18 protein-coding genes are annotated in these 17,264 nt (G+C 71.1%); 10 read left to right on the top strand and 8 right to left on the bottom strand.

The genetic code is table 11. The annotated features are described in order from the left end of the window. Positions 1-170: 170 nt before the first annotated feature. Positions 171-509 (top strand): DUF5994 family protein, encoded by a 339-nt coding sequence (locus RDV89_RS07880; protein WP_315732412.1) that lies wholly within the window; start codon positions 171-173, stop codon positions 507-509. Between the two features lie 75 nt (positions 510-584). On the opposite strand, the gene RDV89_RS07875 is transcribed toward RDV89_RS07880, so the two are convergent. The 5 genes from RDV89_RS07875 to recF form a co-directional block, all read right to left on the bottom strand. Beyond that, positions 585-1,073: a DUF3566 domain-containing protein gene (locus RDV89_RS07875; protein WP_315732411.1), complete on the bottom strand. Its 489-nt coding sequence runs from the start codon at positions 1,071-1,073 to the stop codon at positions 585-587. Continuing rightward, complete coding sequence (gene gyrA / locus RDV89_RS07870; RefSeq protein WP_438823264.1) at positions 1,073-3,826, bottom strand: DNA gyrase subunit A; 2,754 nt, start codon at positions 3,824-3,826, stop codon at positions 1,073-1,075. The genes RDV89_RS07875 and gyrA overlap by 1 nt, the downstream gene beginning before the upstream one ends. Before the next feature lie 72 nt (positions 3,827-3,898). Beyond that, positions 3,899-6,046 (bottom strand): DNA topoisomerase (ATP-hydrolyzing) subunit B, encoded by a 2,148-nt coding sequence (gyrB, locus tag RDV89_RS07865; RefSeq protein ID WP_438823263.1) that lies wholly within the window; start codon positions 6,044-6,046, stop codon positions 3,899-3,901. A gap of 296 nt (positions 6,047-6,342) precedes the next feature. Continuing rightward, entirely contained in the window at positions 6,343-6,969 is a 627-nt protein-coding gene (locus tag RDV89_RS07860; RefSeq protein WP_315732410.1) for a DciA family protein, read from the bottom strand. Next, positions 6,962-8,122, bottom strand: coding sequence for a DNA replication/repair protein RecF (recF, locus tag RDV89_RS07855; RefSeq protein ID WP_315732409.1), 1,161 nt, complete (start codon positions 8,120-8,122; stop codon positions 6,962-6,964). Before recF ends, RDV89_RS07860 begins: the two co-directional genes overlap by 8 nt. Positions 8,123-8,267: 145 nt before the next feature. On the opposite strand from recF, the gene RDV89_RS07850 reads away from it, so the two are divergent. Both RDV89_RS07850 and RDV89_RS07845 read left to right on the top strand, forming a co-directional pair. Then, complete coding sequence (locus RDV89_RS07850; RefSeq protein WP_315732408.1) at positions 8,268-8,666, top strand: NINE protein; 399 nt, start codon at positions 8,268-8,270, stop codon at positions 8,664-8,666. A gap of 35 nt (positions 8,667-8,701) precedes the next feature. Beyond that, positions 8,702-9,127, top strand: a complete 426-nt coding sequence (locus tag RDV89_RS07845; protein ID WP_315732407.1) for a DUF2752 domain-containing protein — start codon at positions 8,702-8,704, stop codon at positions 9,125-9,127. A 106-nt stretch (positions 9,128-9,233) separates the two neighbouring features. Here the strand turns inward: RDV89_RS07845 and gnd are convergent, their stop codons facing one another. The 3 genes from gnd to dnaA all read right to left on the bottom strand — a co-directional run bounded on the left by gnd (position 9,234) and on the right by dnaA (position 13,275). Beyond that, positions 9,234-10,139, bottom strand: coding sequence for a phosphogluconate dehydrogenase (NAD(+)-dependent, decarboxylating) (gene gnd, locus RDV89_RS07840; RefSeq protein ID WP_315732406.1), 906 nt, complete (start codon positions 10,137-10,139; stop codon positions 9,234-9,236). A gap of 117 nt (positions 10,140-10,256) precedes the next feature. Further along, positions 10,257-11,396 carry a DNA polymerase III subunit beta gene (gene dnaN, locus RDV89_RS07835; RefSeq protein WP_315732405.1) on the bottom strand — a complete coding sequence of 380 codons (1,140 nt, stop codon included), beginning with the start codon at positions 11,394-11,396 and terminating at the stop codon, positions 10,257-10,259. 460 nt (positions 11,397-11,856) lie between these two features. Next, the gene (dnaA, locus tag RDV89_RS07830; protein ID WP_315732404.1) at positions 11,857-13,275 is read right to left on the bottom strand and encodes a chromosomal replication initiator protein DnaA; all 1,419 of its coding nucleotides are present in this window, start codon (positions 13,273-13,275) and stop codon (positions 11,857-11,859) included. A gap of 498 nt (positions 13,276-13,773) precedes the next feature. On the opposite strand from dnaA, the gene rpmH reads away from it, so the two are divergent. The 7 genes from rpmH to RDV89_RS07795 all read left to right on the top strand — a co-directional run. After that, positions 13,774-13,911: a 50S ribosomal protein L34 gene (gene rpmH / locus RDV89_RS07825; RefSeq protein ID WP_315732403.1), complete on the top strand. Its 138-nt coding sequence runs from the start codon at positions 13,774-13,776 to the stop codon at positions 13,909-13,911. A 22-nt stretch (positions 13,912-13,933) separates the two neighbouring features. Continuing rightward, on the top strand, positions 13,934-14,275 hold the full coding sequence (gene rnpA / locus RDV89_RS07820; RefSeq protein ID WP_315732402.1) for a ribonuclease P protein component: 342 nt from the start codon (positions 13,934-13,936) through the stop codon (positions 14,273-14,275). Beyond that, entirely contained in the window at positions 14,272-14,508 is a 237-nt protein-coding gene (gene yidD, locus RDV89_RS07815) for a membrane protein insertion efficiency factor YidD (RefSeq protein ID WP_315732401.1), read from the top strand. The genes rnpA and yidD overlap by 4 nt, the downstream gene beginning before the upstream one ends. Positions 14,509-14,526: 18 nt before the next feature. Continuing rightward, complete coding sequence (gene yidC, locus RDV89_RS07810; protein WP_315732400.1) at positions 14,527-15,588, top strand: membrane protein insertase YidC; 1,062 nt, start codon at positions 14,527-14,529, stop codon at positions 15,586-15,588. 32 nt (positions 15,589-15,620) lie between these two features. Beyond that, on the top strand, positions 15,621-16,139 hold the full coding sequence (locus tag RDV89_RS07805; RefSeq protein ID WP_315732399.1) for a Jag family protein: 519 nt from the start codon (positions 15,621-15,623) through the stop codon (positions 16,137-16,139). Positions 16,140-16,180: 41 nt separating this feature from the next. Beyond that, positions 16,181-16,798, top strand: a complete 618-nt coding sequence (gene rsmG / locus RDV89_RS07800) for a 16S rRNA (guanine(527)-N(7))-methyltransferase RsmG (RefSeq protein ID WP_315732398.1) — start codon at positions 16,181-16,183, stop codon at positions 16,796-16,798. Between the two features lie 181 nt (positions 16,799-16,979). Beyond that, positions 16,980-17,264, top strand: a 285-nt coding sequence (locus RDV89_RS07795) for an AAA family ATPase (RefSeq protein ID WP_315732397.1), incomplete at its 3' end; no start/stop codon positions are given.

Raw genomic sequence — 17,264 nt, 5'->3', positions numbered from 1 at the left:
GGCACGAGGCCCACCCAACCCTCGCAAGGTAGCAGCGGGCGCGCGCGGCGCCGTCATCCCCGCGACCGGGCGGGTACGCTGGCGGGACGACCGCGAGCGCCGGGTCACCCGGGCGACTCCGTCGCCGGACCCACGGCACCGGCCCAGCGGCGATCGAAAGCGGTGACCCCATGGTCACGACGTCCACCTCTCCGCTCACCCTGCGAGCCGAGCCCTCCAACGCCCTCCCCGACGACGGGACCTGGCAGCAGGGCAGCCGCTCGCTGGTCGAGGACATCCCCCGCCTGATGGACGCGTGGCCCGCCAGCGCCGGCCACGTCTCGCGGATCCTCTACTCCCCGCCCGACTGGGACGACCGACCCCGCGCCGTCCAGGTCGCCGGCCGGATCGTCAAGACCGGCTGCTTCCCCGCCGACGACACCCGTCAGCTGACCCTCGTGATGAGCGACCGGCGTCGGCTGCTCCTCGCGGTGCTGCCCGTCGGCGGCGTCGCGCCCGCGGCCGACTAGGCCCCGGACACGAACGAGCCCCCGTCGCGCTCACGCAGCGCGGCGGGGGCTCTCCTGTTCCGGAGCCTCCTCAGCTCAGCGGTCCTCCTCCGCCAGCGTCACCTCGACGCCGCCGAGCAGGGCCGCCGCCAGGTTGTAGAGGAACGCGCCGAGCGTGGCCATCGCGGTGATCAGCACGACGTTGACCGCGGCGATCAGCATCGTGAAGCCCATGACCCGCGACATGCCGACGTAGTCCTCGACGTCGAAGTCGCCCGCGCCGTCGCCACCGATCACGTCGGCGATCGTCGAGTTGATCGACTCCCAGACGCCGGCGACGCCGAGGACCGACCAGACGATGAAGACCGCGACGATCGTGACGATCGCGAACGCGATCGCCAGCAGGAACGCCGTCTTCATGACCGACCACGGGTCGATGCGCGTCAGGCGCAGGCGCGCGCGACGGACGCGCCGCTTGCGGACCTCGCCCGACTGCGTGGTCGACCCGCTGCCGCCGCCCTGGGGGCGCGACGTGCCGGCCTTCGGTCGGACGGCAGTGCCGGTGGTGCTGGCCTTGTCGCTCATCAGGCCTCGCCTTCGTCAGCGTCGTTCTCGTCGATGGGCGTCGCGGTGGGCTCCGCGGCGTCGGGGGCGATTGTTGCATCCCCACCCGCGACCTCCACGTCCTCGCCCGTCCGGTCGCCCGTCTCCTCGAGCAGCTCCTCGGCGCGGGCCTCGACCGAGCGGGCGACCACGGCGACCGCGTCCTTGGCCTTGGGGGTCACGAACTTCACGCCCATCGTGGAGCGTCCGGTCGCCCGGAAGTCCTCGTTGATGGGGCTGCGCACGACCTGGCCCGACTGGGTGATCGAGAGGATCTCGTCGCCCTCCTCGACGATGAACGCGCCGACGAGCGACCCACGGTCCTCGTTGGCCAGCGCCATCGCCTTGATCCCGAGGCCGCCGCGCGACTGGCTGCGGTACTCGCTGATCCGCGTGCGCTTCGCGAAGCCGCCGTCGGTGATGGTGAAGACGTACTGCTCCTGGACGCCCGGCAGGTCGCCCGGCGCGGTGGACTCCCCGGCCTCGGCCGCGGCGGCCTCCGCCGCCTCCTCGGCCTCGACCTGCGAGGAGCGGATCACCGACATCGACAGCAGGTCGTCGCCGGTGCGGAACTTCATGCCCGTCACGCCCGACGTCGCCCGGCCCATCGGGCGCAGCTGGGTGTCGTCCGCCGCGAACCGGATCGCCTGGCCCTTGCGGGAGACCAGCAGGATCTCGTCGGCGTCGTCGACCAGCTCGGCGCCGATCAGCTCGTCGTCGTCCTCGCGGAAGTTGATCGCGATGACGCCGGCCTGCCGCGGGCTGTTGTAGTCGCCCAGGCGGGTCTTCTTCACCAGGCCGTTGCGGGTCGCGAGCACCAGGTAGGGCGCCTGGTCGTAGTCCCGGATCGCCAGCACCTGTGCGATGTCCTCGTCGGGCTGGAAGCTCAGCAGGCCGGCCACGTGGCCGCCCTTGGCGTCCCGGCTGGCCTCCGGCAGGTGGTACACCTTCGTGCGGTAGACCCGCCCCGCCGTCGTGAAGAACAGCAGCCACTGGTGGCTCGTCGTGGCGATGAAGTGCTGCACCACGTCGTCGCCGCGCAGGGACGCACCGCGTACGCCCTTGCCGCCGCGCTTCTGCAGCCGGTACTGGTCCGCGCGGGTCCGCTTCGCGTAGCCGCCGCGGGTGATGGAGACGACCTGGTCCTCGTCCGGGATCAGGTCCTCCATCGACATGTCGCCGGCCGCCGCGATGATCTGCGTGCGGCGGTCGTCGCCGTACTTCTCGACGATGCCGGCGAGCTCCTCGGCGATGATCGAGCGCTGCCGCGTCTCGGAGGCGAGGATGTCCTTGAGGTCGGCGATGTTCGCCTCGATCTTGGTGAGGTCGTCGATGATCTTCTGCCGCTCCAGCGCGGCCAGGCGCCGCAACTGCAGGTCGAGGATCGCGATGGCCTGCACCTCGTCGACGTCCAGCAGCTCCATCAGCCCGCGCCGGGCGTCGTCCACCTCGGGCGAGCTGCGGATCAGGGCGATGACCTCGTCGAGCATGTCGAGGGCCTTCGCGTAACCGCGCAGGATGTGGGCGCGCTTCTCCGCCTCGCGCAGCCGGTACTCCGTGCGCCTGCGGATGACCTCGATCTGGTGCGTCACCCAGTTGCTGATGAACTGGTCGATGCTCAGCGTGCGCGGCACGCCGTCGACCAGCGCCAGCATGTTGGCGCTGAAGTTCGTCTGCAGCTCGGTGTGCTTGAGCAGGTTGTTGAGCACCACGCGGGCCACCGCGTCGCGCTTGAGCACCACGACGATCCGCTGACCCACGCGCGAGGACGTCTCGTTGCGCACGTCCGCGATGCCCTGCACCTTGCCGGCGTCGGCCAGCTCGGCGATCTTCATCAGCAGGTTGTCGGGGTTGACCATGTAGGGCAGGTCGGTGATGACGAGCACCGTGCGGCCCGACTTCTCCTCGTCGACCTCGATGATCGCCCGCTGGGTGATCGACCCGCGGCCGGTGCGGTAGGCCTGCTCGATGCCCTCCTTGCCGACGATGAGCGCGCCGTTGGGGAAGTCGGGGCCCTTGATCCGCTCGAGCAGCGCCTCCTGCAGCTCCTCGCGCGTCGCGTCGGGGTGCTCCAGCGCCCACGTCGCGCCGTCGGCGACCTCGCGCAGGTTGTGCGGCGGGATGCTCGTCGCCATGCCGACCGCGATGCCGGCCGAGCCGTTGACCAGCAGGTTCGGGAAGCGCGACGGCAGGATCGACGGCTCCTCCGTCTTGCCGTCGTAGTTCGGGACCATGTCGACGGTGTCCTCGTCGATGTCCCGGACCATCTCCATGGCCAGCGGCGCCATCCGGCACTCGGTGTACCGCATCGCCGCGGCGGGGTCGTTGCCCGCGGAGCCGAAGTTGCCCTGGCCGTTGACCAGCGGGTTGCGCATCACCCACTGCTGCGCGAGGCGCACCAGGGTGTCGTAGATCGCCGAGTCGCCGTGCGGGTGGTAGTTACCCATCACGTCGCCGACGACGCGGGCGCACTTGTTGAAGCCGCGGTCGGGGCGGTAGCCGCCGTCGTACATCGCGTACAGCACGCGCCGGTGCACCGGCTTGAGGCCGTCACGCACGTCCGGCAGCGCGCGGCCGACGATGACCGCCATCGCGTAGTCGATGTACGACCGCTTCATCGACTCCTGCAGGTCGACGGGGCGTACGCGCAGGTCGGTGCCGTCGCCGTCACCGCCGTCCGCGCCGCCGCCGGGGCCGTCGGTGTCGTCCGGGAGTCCCTGGGGGGTCTCGGTCACGATTGCTCTCTCTCCGTGGGTCTATCGATGTCTAGGGCTCGTGCGATACGCGCCGAGAGGGCGCGAGAGCGCCTAGATGTCGAGGAAGCGGACGTCCTTCGCGTTGCGCTGGATGAAGGAGCGCCGCTGCTCGACGTCCTCGCCCATGAGGATCGAGAAGATCTCGTCGGCCTGGGCCGCGTCCTCCAGTGTCACCTGCAGCAGCACGCGGTTGTCCGGGTCGAGCGTGGTCTCCCACAGCTCGTCGGCGTTCATCTCGCCCAGACCCTTGTACCGCTGGATCGGCGCTTCCTTGGGCAGCTTCTTGCCGTTCGCGCGACCGTCGCGCAGCACCGCGTCGCGCTCAGCGTCCGAGTAGACGTACTCGTGCTCGGCGGGCTTGTTCCACTTGATCCGGTACAGCGGCGGCTGCGCCAAGTAGACGTACCCGCCCTCGATCAGCGGGCGCATGAAGCGGAACAGCAGGGTCAGCAGCAGCGTGTTGATGTGGTGGCCGTCGACGTCGGCGTCGGCCATCAGCACGATCTTGTGGTAGCGCAGCTTGGCGACGTCGAACTCCTCGTGCACGCCCGTGCCGAGCGCCGAGATGATCGCCTGGACCTCCTGGTTGGCCAGGACCTTGTCGATGCGCGCCTTCTCGACGTTGAGGATCTTCCCGCGGATCGGCAGGATCGCCTGGATCCGGTTCTCCCGGCCCATGACGGCCGAGCCGCCGGCCGAGTCGCCCTCGACGATGAAGACCTCGCACTCCTCCGGGTTGCGCGAGCTGCAGTCGCGCAGCTTGCCCGGCAGACCGCCGCCGCCCAGCAGGCCCTTGCGGTTGCGAGCCAGGTCGCGGGCCTTGCGGGCCGCGAGCCGCGCGGTCGCCGCCGCCTGCGCCTTGCGCACGATCTCCTTGCCCTGCGCCGGGTTCTGCTCCAGCCAGGCGCCGAGCTGGTCGTTGACGACCGTCTGCACGAAGCCCTTGGCCTCGGTGTTGCCGAGCTTGGCCTTGGTCTGGCCCTCGAACTGCGGGTTGGAGAGCTTGAGGCTGATGATCGCGGTCAGACCCTCGCGGATGTCGTCACCCGTGAGCCGGTCCTCCTTCTTCTTGATCAGGCCCCACTCCTCGCCCCAGCGGTTCATCAGGGTGGTCAGCGCCGCACGGAAGCCCTCCTCGTGCGTGCCGCCCTCCGGGGTGTTGATCGTGTTGGCGAAGGTGTGCACCGACTCGTTGTAGGAGCTGACCTGCCACTGCATCGCCAGCTCGAGGCTCATCGGGTTCGGCGCGCCGTCCGGCGTCTCCGCCTCGGCGGCGATGATCGGGCTGACGGGGGTCTTGCGACGGTTGAGGAAGTCGACGTAGTCGGCGAGGCCGTTCTCGTACTGGAAGACCTGCTCGACGGCCTTGTGCCCGTCGACCTCCTCCACGTGGATCTCGGCCGTCGCGGCGACGTCGCCGCCCTCGGTCGCCGTGCCGTCCTCGACCGCCTCGGCGAGGTCCTCGGCCTGCGGCCGGGCGTCGAGCAGCTCGATGCGCAGCCCCTTGTTGAGGAACGCGGTCTCGCGGAAGCGGGTGGAGATGGTCTCGAGCGTGTACTCCGTGGTCTCGAAGATCTCGGGCGAGGCGAACCACGTCACCGTGGTGCCTGTCCGCTCGCCGTCCTCCAGCGCGCGCACGGCGCGCAGCGGGTAGTCGGGCACGCCGGCCGTGAAGTCCTGCTCCCACAGCTGGCCGCGGTTCTTGATCTCCAGGCGCAGCGTCGACGACAGCGCGTTCACCACCGACGAGCCCACGCCGTGCAGACCGCCGGAGACCTTGTAGCCGCCGCCGCCGAACTTGCCGCCGGCGTGCAGGACCGTGAGGGCCAGCGTCGCGGCCGGCAGCTCCTGGCCGGGGGCGGTGTCGGTGGGGATGCCGCGACCGTTGTCGGAGACGCTGACCGAGCCGTCGGCGTTCAGGCAGACCTTCACGGTGTCGCAGTAGCCCGCGAGCGACTCGTCGACCGCGTTGTCCACGATCTCCCAGATCAGGTGGTGCAGGCCGCGCTCGCCGGTCGAGCCGATGTACATGCCCGGACGCTTGCGCACCGCCTCGAGCCCCTCGAGGACCTGGATGGCCGAGGCGTCGTACGCCCCTTCCTCGACGAGCGACGACGACACGTTCCCGGCCGCCGGCTGCTGGGCCGCCGCCGCGTCCAGTGCTTCCTGCTGCGTCTGATCGACCTGCTCGTCGCTCAAGGCGACTCCTCTTCTCTCGACCCGGCGTGCGGCCCGAACGGGCGGACACGCACGTGGCCGCCCCGGCACGCGGGCGGCCACCCGACGTCGATTCTAGCGGTCCCAGGGCCCTCGGACACGCCCGCCACCCTCCCTGTGGAGGGGAATCTCGACGCAGACGTGCCCCCAGGCGTCCACGGAAGGCATCAGGGACGGACGCGCAGGGGTCCGGATGGGGTCCACCCCGTCCGCCGACCCCTCAGAACGTCTCCTGGCGGCCTGTGCGTTCCGGCGACTCGCGCGGCACGGTCGCTCGGTCAGCCGTAGGTGTCGCGCGGACCCCGGCCGTCGCGCACGCTGCGCGGCCCCTTCTTCCACGACGGACCCTGCGGGCCGAGCACGTCGAGCGCCGTCACGGTGCCGGCGCCCACCTCCTCGTTGAGCCGCCGCAGCAGCGTGGGCGCGAGCAGCTTCAGCTGGGTGGCCCACGCGGTGGAGTCGGTACGCACCACCAGCCGGCCGTCGACGAACGACTCCGGCGTGCAGTGGTCGGCGATCTCCGCACCGACCAGCGCCTCCCAGCGGCCGATCACGGCGTGCACCCGCAGGTCGATCTCCCACCCGCGGGCGCCGATCAGCCGGGCGACCACGCCCTCGAGCGGCTGGGGGTCGCGCTCGTCGGGGCCCGGACCGGAGAGCCGGCTGCGGCGGCGACCGGAGCGGCGTACCTGCTCCTCGCCCGCGGATCCGAGGGCGCCCGGGCCGCCGCGCCGCGGGTGGCGCCGGGCCTTCGCGGGGTCGCCGCCCGCCGCCGCGGCCGCGCGGGCGGCCGCCCGGGCGAGGTCGAGGCCGGCAGGGTCGTGGGGCTCGTCCGGCTCGGTGCCCTGCCTTGTCTCCCCGGCCGTCTCCTCGGTCGGGTCCGGCTCCGGGCCCTGCTCACTCACGCGTGACCCCGGCGTCCGCGACGCGGAACCGTGCGCCGGCCAGGGCGGCCGGGACGTCCTCGGCGACCGCGGCAGTGACCAGCACCTGCTCGGCGCCGGCCACGAGCTCGGCCAGCTGGTCGCGGCGCCCGGCGTCCAGCTCGGCGAACACGTCGTCGAGCACGAGGATCGGGTCGTCGCCGTCGTCGCGCAGCAGGTCGTAGGAGGCCAGCCGCAGCGCGAGGGCGAAGGACCAGGACTCGCCGTGCGAGGCGTACCCCTTCACCGGTAGCCGCGTCTCGCTCGACGCCAGCGTGCACAGCAGCTCGTCGCGGTGCGGCCCCACGAGCGAGTGCCCGCGGTCGAGCTCGTCCTTGCGGCGCTCGGCCAGCGCGGCGCGGAACGGCGCGGCGAGGTCGGCCGCCGCCGGGCGCTCGGTGTCGCCGCTCCCCTCGGGGTCGGGCTCGAACGACGAGCGGTACGCGATGTCCGCGGCGTCGCGGCCGGCCCCGCGGGCGACGGCGGCGTACGCCTTCGCGAGGTAGGGCCGCAGGTCCGCGACCAGCGCCAGCCGCGCGGCGAGCAGCTGCGTGCCGACCTCCACCAGGTGGTCGTCCCAGACCTCCAGCGTGGCCAGCGCACCCTCCGCCGAGCCGCGGCGCGCCGCGCCCGCGGTCTTGAGCAGGGTGTTGCGCTGGCGCAGGATCCGCTCGTAGTCCGCCCGGACGCCCGCGTACCGCGGGGCCCGCAACACCAGCAGGTCGTCGAGGAAGTGCCGCCGGTCGGTGGGGTCGCCCTTGACCAGGGCGAGGTCGTCGGGGGCGAAGACCACCGTGCGCACCAGGCCGACCAGCTCGCGGGCGCGGGGGAGCGCGGCGCGGTTGACCCGGGCCCGGTTCGCCTTGCCCGGGTTGATCTCGACCTCCAGCGTGGCCGAGCGTCCCTCGCGCACCACGGCGGCGCGTACCACCGCGCGCTCCGCCCCGTGGCGCACCAGGGGAGCGTCGGAGGCGACGCGGTGCGAGGAGAGCCGCGAGAGGTAGTCGACCGCCTCGACCAGGTTGGTCTTGCCCTGCCCGTTGCGACCCACGAACGCCGTCACGCCCGGCTCGAGCGGCAGCTCGAGGCTCGGGTAGGAGCGGAAGTCGAAGAGCGAGAGGTGCGCGACGTGCACGGGGGCGGGGCCTGTCCGGGAGCGGGCGATCGGGGCGTGGGGCGGGCAGCCAGCCTAACGAGGGCGCCGGCCGCCGGCCGACCGCGGCCGAGATCTCGCGGCGAGTGACCTTCGCAGGGGGCCGCCACGGCCTAGGGTTCCGTCCATGAGCTACCCCCAGTCCCCCTACGGCGCCCCGCAGCAGGCCGCCTTCTACATCTCCGTCATGGGCCAGGAGCAGGGTCCGCTGGACTTCAACCAGCTCCGCCAGGCCGTCGCGGCCGGCAACGTCAAGGGCGACACGTTCGTGCGCACGCACGACAACCCCAACGCGTTCCCGGCCAAGCAGGTGCCCGGCCTGTTCTCGAACCGGGAGTGGCTGACCACCGTCCTGCTCTCGTTCTTCCTCGGCGGCCTCGGTGTCGACCGCTTCTTCCTCGGCTACACCGGCCTCGGCATCCTCAAGCTGATCACCTGCGGCGGCATCGGCATCTGGTCGCTGATCGACTTCATCCTCATCCTGATGCGCAAGGTCACCGACGCGCAGGGCCGTCCCCTGCCGTGACCCCCGCCGGTCGCCGTACCCGGCATCATGGACGGGTGACGACCGCACCGACCGCGCCGCCCGCGCGGCGCACGACCCCGTCGATCGCGGCCACCGAGTGGCTCGCGGCCGGCGGGGTCGTCGCCGTCGGGGTGGCGGTCGCGATGGACCCGGCCGGGATCGAGGACGGGCCGATCATCTGCCCGTTCCGCCTGCTCACCGGCCTGCCCTGCCCGGGCTGCGGCCTGACCCGCTCGTGGGTCTACGCCGTGCACGGTTGGTGGGGCGACTCGTTCGCCTCCCACCCGTTCGGCCTGCCGCTGCTGGCGTTCGTGCTCGTCGTCGCCGGTCTCTCCATCGCACGACGCGTGCGCAGGCGCGCGCCGATCTCGATCGACGCGCTGCTCGGGAGCACCGTGGCGAAGGTCGTGCTCGCCGGATGGCTCGGGTGGGCGCTGGTGCGGCTCGTGCTGGCGTTCTGAACCGTCTGGACTACCCGGTTCACCGGGTAACGCTCGACTTAGGCCCCGTTTGAACGGGTCCCAGGTCGAGCGGAACGGCACAGAGTCGGCCGCCCCGCCCCCGACCTCAGTCGGGGTTGACGTCGCCGCCGGGCGGGGGAGCGGTGTGCGTGGCGTGGCCGCCGAACTGGTTGCGCATCGCGGCGATCGCCTTCATCGCGGGGGAGTCGTCCTGGCGCGAGACGAAGCGGGCGTACAGCGCAGCCGTGATCGCCGGCGTCGCCACCGCGTTCTCGATGCCCGCCTCGACGGTCCACCGGCCCTCGCCGGAGTCGTCGGCGTACCCGCGGATCGAGCCCAGGTTCGGGTCCTCGTCCAGCGCGGCGACGAGCAGGTCGAGCAGCCACGAGCGGATCACGGTGCCCTCGCGCCACGAGCGGAAGACCTCGGTCACGTTCTCGACCATGTCGACCTTCTCGAGCAGCTCCCAGCCCTCGGCGTAGGACTGCATCACCGCGTACTCGATGCCGTTGTGCACCATCTTCGAGAAGTGCCCGGCGCCGACCTTGCCGGCGTGCACCGAGCCGAAGTCGCTCTCCGGCTTGAGGGTGTCGAAGGCCGGCTGCACCTTGGCGACGTCGTCGGGGCTGCCGCCGTACATCAGCGCGTACCCGTTCTCCAGGCCCCAGACGCCACCGGAGACGCCGCAGTCCACGAAGCCGATGCCCTTCGCGCCGAGCTGCTCGGCGTGCGCCTGGTCGTCGGTCCAGCGCGAGTTGCCGCCGTCGACGACGAGGTCGCCCCCGCCCAGCAGGTCGCCCAGCGCGGTGATCGTGTCGTGGGTCGGACCTCCCGCCGGCACCATCACCCACACCACGCGCGGCGAGGGGAGCGCCTCGACGAGCTCCTCGAGGCTGCCCACGTCGGCGAGGTCCGGGTCGCGGTCGTAGCCGACGACCGTGTGGCCGCCGCGGCGCAACCGCTCGCGCATGTTGCCGCCCATCTTGCCGAGTCCGACGAGACCGATCTCCATGAGTGCTCCTGGTGACGAGGGTGGTCAGCTGTGCACGTGCTCGCTGCCTGACGGTACGCACCGCGGCCAACGCGCGTGCGTACGCCTCGACGCGCGACGTGCCGGGGGCCCGGCGGGTCAGGAGAGCAGGCGCCGCGGCATCAGCAGGTAGCGGAACCCGGGGTCGGCGTCGTCGCCCTCGGCGACGCCGCTCATCACCACGGGCTTCGAGGCCTGCGTGAACGACAGCTTCACGTTCGGCTGGTCGATCGCGGTCAGGCCGTCGAGGAGGAACTGCGGGTTGAAGCCGGTGACGATCTCGCCGCCGGTCATCTGCGCCTCGATCGACTCCGAGGCCTGCGCCTCGTCGCCCGAGCCCGCGTCCAGGGTCAGCACCCCGTCGTCGAAGGCGAGCTGCACCGCGGTGTTGCGCTCCGCCACGAGGGAGACGCGCTTGACCGACTCGATCAGCTCGGCCTTGCTGAGGGTGGCGACCGTCAGGTGCTCGTTGGGGAACAGGCTGCGGACCTTGGGGAACTCGCCGTCGAGCAGGCGGGTGGTCGTGCGTCGCACGCCGCCGTTGGAGGCGCCCTCGAAACCGATGATGCCCTCGCCGGCGCCGCCGGCGGAGAGCGCGATCGTCACGTCGGTGCCCGCGGTCAGGGACTTCGCCGTGTCGGCGAGCACCTTGGCCGGCACGAGCGCGGCGTGCGAGACGTCCGGGGTGTTCGGCTCCCACTCGAGCTCACGGTGCGAGAGGCGGAAGCGGTCGGTGGCCAGCAGCGAGATCGACGAGCCGTCGATCTCGATCCGGACGCCGGTCAGAACCGGGAGCATGTCGTCGCGGCCGGCCGCGGTCACGGCCTGGGCGACCGCGTGGGCGAAGACGTCGCTGCGCACGGTGCCCGTGGCCGTCGGCATCTCGGGCAGCGAGGGGTACTCGTCGACCGGCAGCGTCTGCAGCGTGAACCGGGCCGAGCCGCACACGAGCGAGACCCGGGAGCCGTCGAGCGTGAGCTCCACCGGCTTGTTGGGGAGGCTGCGGGTGATGTCGGCCAGCAGGCGGCCGCTGACGAGGACGGTGCCCTCGTCGATCACGTCGGCCGACAGCGTGGCGCGCGCCGAGGTCTCGTAGTCGAAGGTGGACAGCACCAGCCCGTCGCGCTTGGCCTCCACGAGGAGGCCGGCCAGCACGGGGACGCTCGGTCGCACGGGGAGGCTGCGGGCAGCCCAGGCGACGGCGTCGGCGAGGACGTCGCGGTCGACGCGGAACTTCACGGTGAGCCCTCCTGAGGCGGTCAGGTGCAGTCGACGACGGACCGCGACGGAGTGCTCCGACGGGCGCGACGGCTGGGAGTCGCATCCTGCCACGTCCCCACCAGCCCGTGCAGCGGGGCCGAGGAAGTGCGTTCATCCCCAGGTCGGGGCCCAGGAGGGCGTCGGTCGGAAATCGGTCCCGAATGTCAGGAGGTAGGTGTCATAGGAGGTGTGGAACGTGTGGATAACTCGCGTACGCCCAGGTCAGGTGCTTGACGGCCTGTGGGGGAGCGGTGGATGGAGCTCCGGTCGAACTACACGCCCCGTGTGGACCCAGCGAGCGCCCTGGGTGGTTCCCCACCACGTGTCCACAAGGTGTGTGGACAGATCGGGGGGTGGGTCAACACGGGCTCCACATCTGACATCCGTGTAGTTCGCCGCCGACGGGACGAAGTCGCGCGACGAACCACATGTGTGTGGTTCAGCCGGACTGCCTGGCCTGCATCTTGATCCGGTTCGTGAGCTCGCTGACCTGGTTGTAGACGGAGCGACGCTCGGCGAGCAGCTGGTTGATCTTGTTGTTGGCGTACATGACCGTCGTGTGGTCGCGGTTGCCGAACTGCGCGCCGATCTTCGGCAGGGAGAGCTCGGTCAGCTCGCGGCACAGGTACATCGCGATCTGGCGTCCCTGCACGAGGTGACGTCCGCGGCTCGGCCCGGTCAGGTCCTCGATCGAGACACCGAAGTAGGCGGCCGTCTGCGCGATGATCGCCGCCGGCGTGATCTCGGGCTCGCCGCCCTCCGGGATCAGGTCCTTCAGCACGATCTCGGCGAGCGTGAGGTCGACCTGCTGCCGGTTCAGGTTGGCGAAGGCCGTCACGCGGATGAGGGCGCCCTCGAGCTCGCGGATGTTCGTCTGGATCTTGGAGGCGATGAACTCGAGGACGTCCGGCGGCGCCGTGAGGCGGTCCATCGCGGCCTTCTTGCGCAGGATCGCGATGCGGGTCTCGAGGTCCGGCGGCTGCACGTCGGTGATGAGGCCCCACTCGAAGCGGTTGCGCAGCCGGTCCTCCAGCGCCTCGAGCCGCTTCGGCGGGCGGTCGGAGGTCAGCACGATCTGCTTGTTGGCGTTGTGGAGCGTGTTGAAGGTGTGGAAGAACTCCTCCTGGGTCTGGGTCTTGCCCTCCAGGAACTGGATGTCGTCGATGAGGAGCACGTCCACGTCGCGGTACTTCCGCTTGAACCGGTCCTGCCGGTCGTCGCGGATCGCGTTGATGAACTCGTTGGTGAACTCCTCCGACGAGACGTAGCGGACCTTCGCGCCGGTGTAGAGGCTGCGCACGTAATGGCCGATCGCGTGCAGCAGGTGGGTCTTCCCGAGGCCGGACTCCCCGTAGACCATCAGCGGGTTGTACGCCTTGCCCGGTGCCTCCGCGACCGCGACGGCGGCCGCGTGGGGGAAGCGGTTCGACGAGCCGATGACGAAGGTCTCGAAGGTGTACTTGGGGTTGAGCCGGGTCTCCAGCGACGAGCCGGCGGACGTACGGACGGGATCGGCGGGCGTGTCGACCTGTGTCTTTGTCGACAAAGACACCTCCTCGGACTCGACCTCTTCGTCCTCGGGGTCGTCGCTCTCCGACGCGGCGTTCTCGAGCGCCGGGTTGACGGTGACCGCGATCCGCACCTCGTGGCCGAACGCGTCCGTGAGGGCGTCCTCGATCTGCGAGCGCAGCCGGCCCTCGAGCTGGCCGCGGGTGAACTCGTTGGGCACGGCGATGATCGCCGTCGTCTCGTGGATCGTCATCGGCTCGCTCGCGCGCAGCCAGGCCCGCTGGTGCGCCTGGAGGTCGTCGAGCACGGCACGCCAGACCGCTGCGAGCTCGGTGGGGCCGTTGTCCATCTCGGTCCTCCTGGGGGCCGTCGATCGGGATCGCTGAGGGCTGATCCTGCCTCATCCCCCCGGGGATTCCACAACCTTCTCCACAGGTTGTGAGGGACGAGGGACCGGGTACGCCTCGCGCGTCGCCCGCCGCACCGGCGCGGGTTCGCCACGGGTCTGCGCAGGTCAGGGAGGTACGCGTGGCGCCGGCGGGCCGGCGTACCCCCGGGCTCGGTCGGCGACGGACCGTCGCCGGAGGCGTCGACTGGCCTTCGACGGTGTCGTCGTGGTCCGCTGGGCCCTCGCGTCTGTCCACAGGGCCGCGAGGGTTTGACCCTCCGGTCGGGCTGCGCGTACCGTTCGTAGGTCGCCAGGAGTGTCTCGACCGACGCCGCACGTCCATGGAACGGCCCGCGAGGGTCTCGCCGTGGGTGGGCGGTGCCAGCCGAAGGGCATCGAGCCGCTCGCTCCCGGTGACAACGGACAGCACCGAAACGCACCCGATCCCCGGAGAGACTCGTGAGCAAGCGCACGTTCCAGCCGAACAACCGTCGTCGTCACAAGGTGCACGGCTTCCGTCTGCGTATGCGGACGCGCGCCGGCCGCGCCATCCTGAACTCGCGTCGCCGCAAGGGCCGCAAGGACCTGACCGTCTGACCCGGCAGCGGGTCGAGCGACCGTGCTCGCGCGTGAGCAGCGGATGCGCCGCGGTGATGACTTCGCCGTCGCCGTCCGCTCCGGGCGACGAGCAGGGTCGCGGACGCTGGTGTGTCATTGGGCCGACGCGGAGGATCCCCTCCGCGTCGGCTTCGTCGTGAGCAAGGCCGTCGGGCCTGCTGTGACCCGCAACCGGGTCAAGCGCCGGCTGCGTCACGAGGTGGCCTTGTTGCTGGCGGACCACGCGTTGCGGGAGCAGGGCCTCCTGGTCGTGCGGGCGCTGCCCGCGGCGGCCGGTGCGGAGCTGGCGGACCTGCGGTCGGACCTGGTGCGCGGCATCAGGCGGACGGGGGCAGCGGCGTGAAGTACGTGCTCATCGGCTTCCTGCGCCTCTACCGGTTGCTCATCAGCCCGCTCTACGGCCAGGTCTGCCGCTACCACCCGTCCTGCTCGGCCTACGCGCTCGACGCGGTGCGTACGCACGGGAGCCTGCGGGGCACCTGGCTCGCGGCCCGGCGTCTGTCACGCTGTCACCCGTGGGCTGCGGGCGGCTACGACCCCGTACCCGAGCGTCGCCGGCCGGCGACGCGCTACTGAGAACGAGGAGCTAGGTCCGTGTTCGACTTCTTCGGCGCGATCGGCGGCGCCATCATGACGCCGCTGTACTACGCGGTGTCGGCGGTGATGCTGGCCTGGCACAAGGTGTTCTCCCTGTTCCTCCCCGAGGACAGCGGCCTGACGTGGATCCTCTCGATCGTCGGCCTGACGATCGTGATCCGCGCGGCGCTGATCCCGCTGTTCGTCAAGCAGATCAAGAGCTCGCGGAACATGGCGCTGCTGCAGCCGAAGGTGCGCGAGCTGCAGGCGAAGTACAAGCACGACCGCGAACGCCTCGCGCAGGAGACGATGGCGCTCTACAAGGACGCGGGCACCAACCCGTTCGCCTCCTGCCTGCCGCTCCTGCTGCAGATGCCGATCTTCTTCGCGCTCTTCCGCCTGATCGACCAGGCCGCGCGGAACAACACCGCGCACGGCTTCCTGACGCCGGAGCTCGCCAGCAACTTCGGCGGCGCGGAGCTGTTCGGCATCCCGATCGCCGGCACGTTCCTCAGCGGTGACGGCGCGTCCGTGATGGGCCTGGCCGCCGTGCTGGTGGTCGCGATGACGGCCACGACCTTCCTCACGCAGCGGCAGCTGATGAGCAAGAACATGCCCCCGGAGGCCCTCACGGGCCCCTACGCGCAGCAGCAGAAGATCCTCCTCTACGTCCTCCCGGTGGTCTTCGCCGTCGGCGGTGTGGCCTTCCCGATCGGCGTCCTCTTCTACTGGACGACGTCGAACCTGTGGACGATGGGCCAGCAGTTCTACGTGATCCGCCGCAACCCTGCCCCGGGCACGCCGGCCGCCAAGGCCAAGGCCGAGCGCGATGCGGCCAAGGCCCGCAAGAAGGGCGGCCCCGGCCTCGACCTGACCAAGGGCGACTCCGACACCACGACGGCCGTCGTCGAGGAGCCCAAGCCGAGCGCGACCCGGGCCCAGCCGCAGCGCCTGACCAAGGCGCAGCGGGCCAAGCAGCAGGGTGGCCAGAGCGGCAAGCCCGGGCAGGGTGGCAAGAGCGGGCAGGGCGGCAAGGGCGGCTCGAAGAACGTGCCCAACAAGTCGAACAAGAAGCGCTGACGCGCGGTCGACGGCAGACGAAGGGATCACCGATGACGGACACCACGGAGCAGGAGACGGTCGAGAAGACCGACTCCCCCCAGACGGACAGCCGGGTGGAGCGCCTCGAGCAGGAGGGCGACATCGCGGCGGACTACCTGGAGGAGCTGCTGGACATCGCCGACCTGGACGGCGACCTCGACATGGACGTGGAGGGCGACCGGGCGTCGGTCTCGATCGTCGGCGGCGACCTGTCGCAGCTGGTCGGGTCGAAGGGCGAGGTCCTCGACGCGCTCCAGGAGCTGACGCGGCTGGCCGTCTACCGCGAGACCGGTGAGCGGTCGCGGCTGATGCTGGACGTCGCGGGCCACCGTGCGGAGCGTCGCACGCGCCTCGAGGCGATCGCTGCGGATGCCGTCGCGGAGGCCAAGGCCTCGGGCGAGCGGGTCTCGCTCGACGCGATGTCGCCGTTCGAGCGCAAGGTCGTGCACGACGCCGTGGCCGCCGCCGGCCTGACGTCGGAGTCCGAGGGCGTCGAGCCGCGACGTCACGTCGTGGTGGTCCCGGGCTGACGGGACACCCCGTGTCGGACGTTTCACGTGAAACACCCCCCGTGCCGGAGTCGGCCCGGGGGGTGTTCGGCATCGAGCGGCTTCCGCTCGCCGAGCGGTACGCCGCCTCGCTCGCGACCGATGGTGTCGTGCGGGGCCTGATCGGACCCCGCGAGGTCCCCCGGCTGTGGGACCGTCACCTGCTGAACTGCGCCGTAATGACCGAGGCAGTCCCCCGCGACGTCACGCTCGCCGACATCGGCTCGGGTGCCGGCCTCCCCGGGCTCGTCCTGGCCATCGCTCGCCCGGATGTGCAGGTGACGCTCATCGAGCCGTTGCTGCGACGGACGACGTACCTCGACGAGGTCGTCGAGACGTTCGGCCTCGAGAACGTCACCGTGGTGCGCGGTCGCGCCGACGAGGTACACGGACGCCAGCAGTTCGACGTCGTCACCTCCCGTGCGGTCGCTGCGCTCGACAAGCTCGCACGGTGGTCCATGCCGCTCGTGCGGCGGCGCGGTGAGCTGCTGGTGATGAAGGGTGGCCGCGCGCAGGAGGAGATCGACGGGGCGCGGACGATGCTGAAGAAGTGGTCGGACCGCCCGGCCGAGGTCGTGCAGGTCGGGGCCGGGGTCGTCGATCCCCCGACGACGCTCGTTCGAGTGGTGCGGACGCGCTGAGGTGACTAGGTTTGACCCTCGTGCGGCTTCGCCGGCGCTGCCGTCGCCTCGTCAGGGGCACGACGGAACGCTGGGACGATCGAGTTGTGCACAGGTGCAAACCGCGCGGTTGTGCGGGTGAGGGACCGGTTCTCCACAGAATCGGGCTCTTCGTCCACAAGCTATGACGAAAGGCCACGACGTGGTTTCACGTGAAACGCCCGACGGCGAGGCCGTGCCGTACCGGGTGCGGACCGTCGCCGATCTCGAGGACACCACCCCTCCGAGCGACGACGACACCACGCCGCTCGCGCGAGCGGTCGAGGCGGAGATCCTGGTGCGCGACGGAGCGCGACGCATGTCGCTCCCCCGTCCGCCGGCGACCCGCATCATGGTCGTGGCGAACCAGAAGGGTGGCGTCGGCAAGACCACGTCGACCGTCAACCTGGCCGCCGGGCTGGCGCAGCTCGGCCAGCGCGTCCTGGTC

Origin of the sequence: Nocardioides imazamoxiresistens (assembly GCF_032378595.1) — a bacterium.
GTDB lineage: Bacteria > Actinomycetota > Actinomycetes > Propionibacteriales > Nocardioidaceae > Nocardioides > Nocardioides imazamoxiresistens.
This window is presented reverse-complemented; position numbering and strand designations above follow the sequence as displayed.

Bases quoted from the DNA above. Each gene is read 5' to 3' on its own strand.
- RDV89_RS07880 (WP_315732412.1), top strand. From the start codon at position 171: ATGGTCACGACGTCCACCTCTCCGCTCACCCTGCGAGCCGAGCCCTCC.
- RDV89_RS07875 (WP_315732411.1), bottom strand. From the start codon at position 1,073: ATGAGCGACAAGGCCAGCACCACCGGCACTGCCGTCCGACCGAAGGCC.
- RDV89_RS07850 (WP_315732408.1), top strand. From the start codon at position 8,268: ATGAGCTACCCCCAGTCCCCCTACGGCGCCCCGCAGCAGGCCGCCTTC.
- gnd (WP_315732406.1), bottom strand. From the start codon at position 10,139: ATGGAGATCGGTCTCGTCGGACTCGGCAAGATGGGCGGCAACATGCGC.
- dnaA (WP_315732404.1), bottom strand. From the start codon at position 13,275: ATGGACAACGGCCCCACCGAGCTCGCAGCGGTCTGGCGTGCCGTGCTC.
- RDV89_RS07805 (WP_315732399.1), top strand. From the start codon at position 15,621: ATGACGGACACCACGGAGCAGGAGACGGTCGAGAAGACCGACTCCCCC.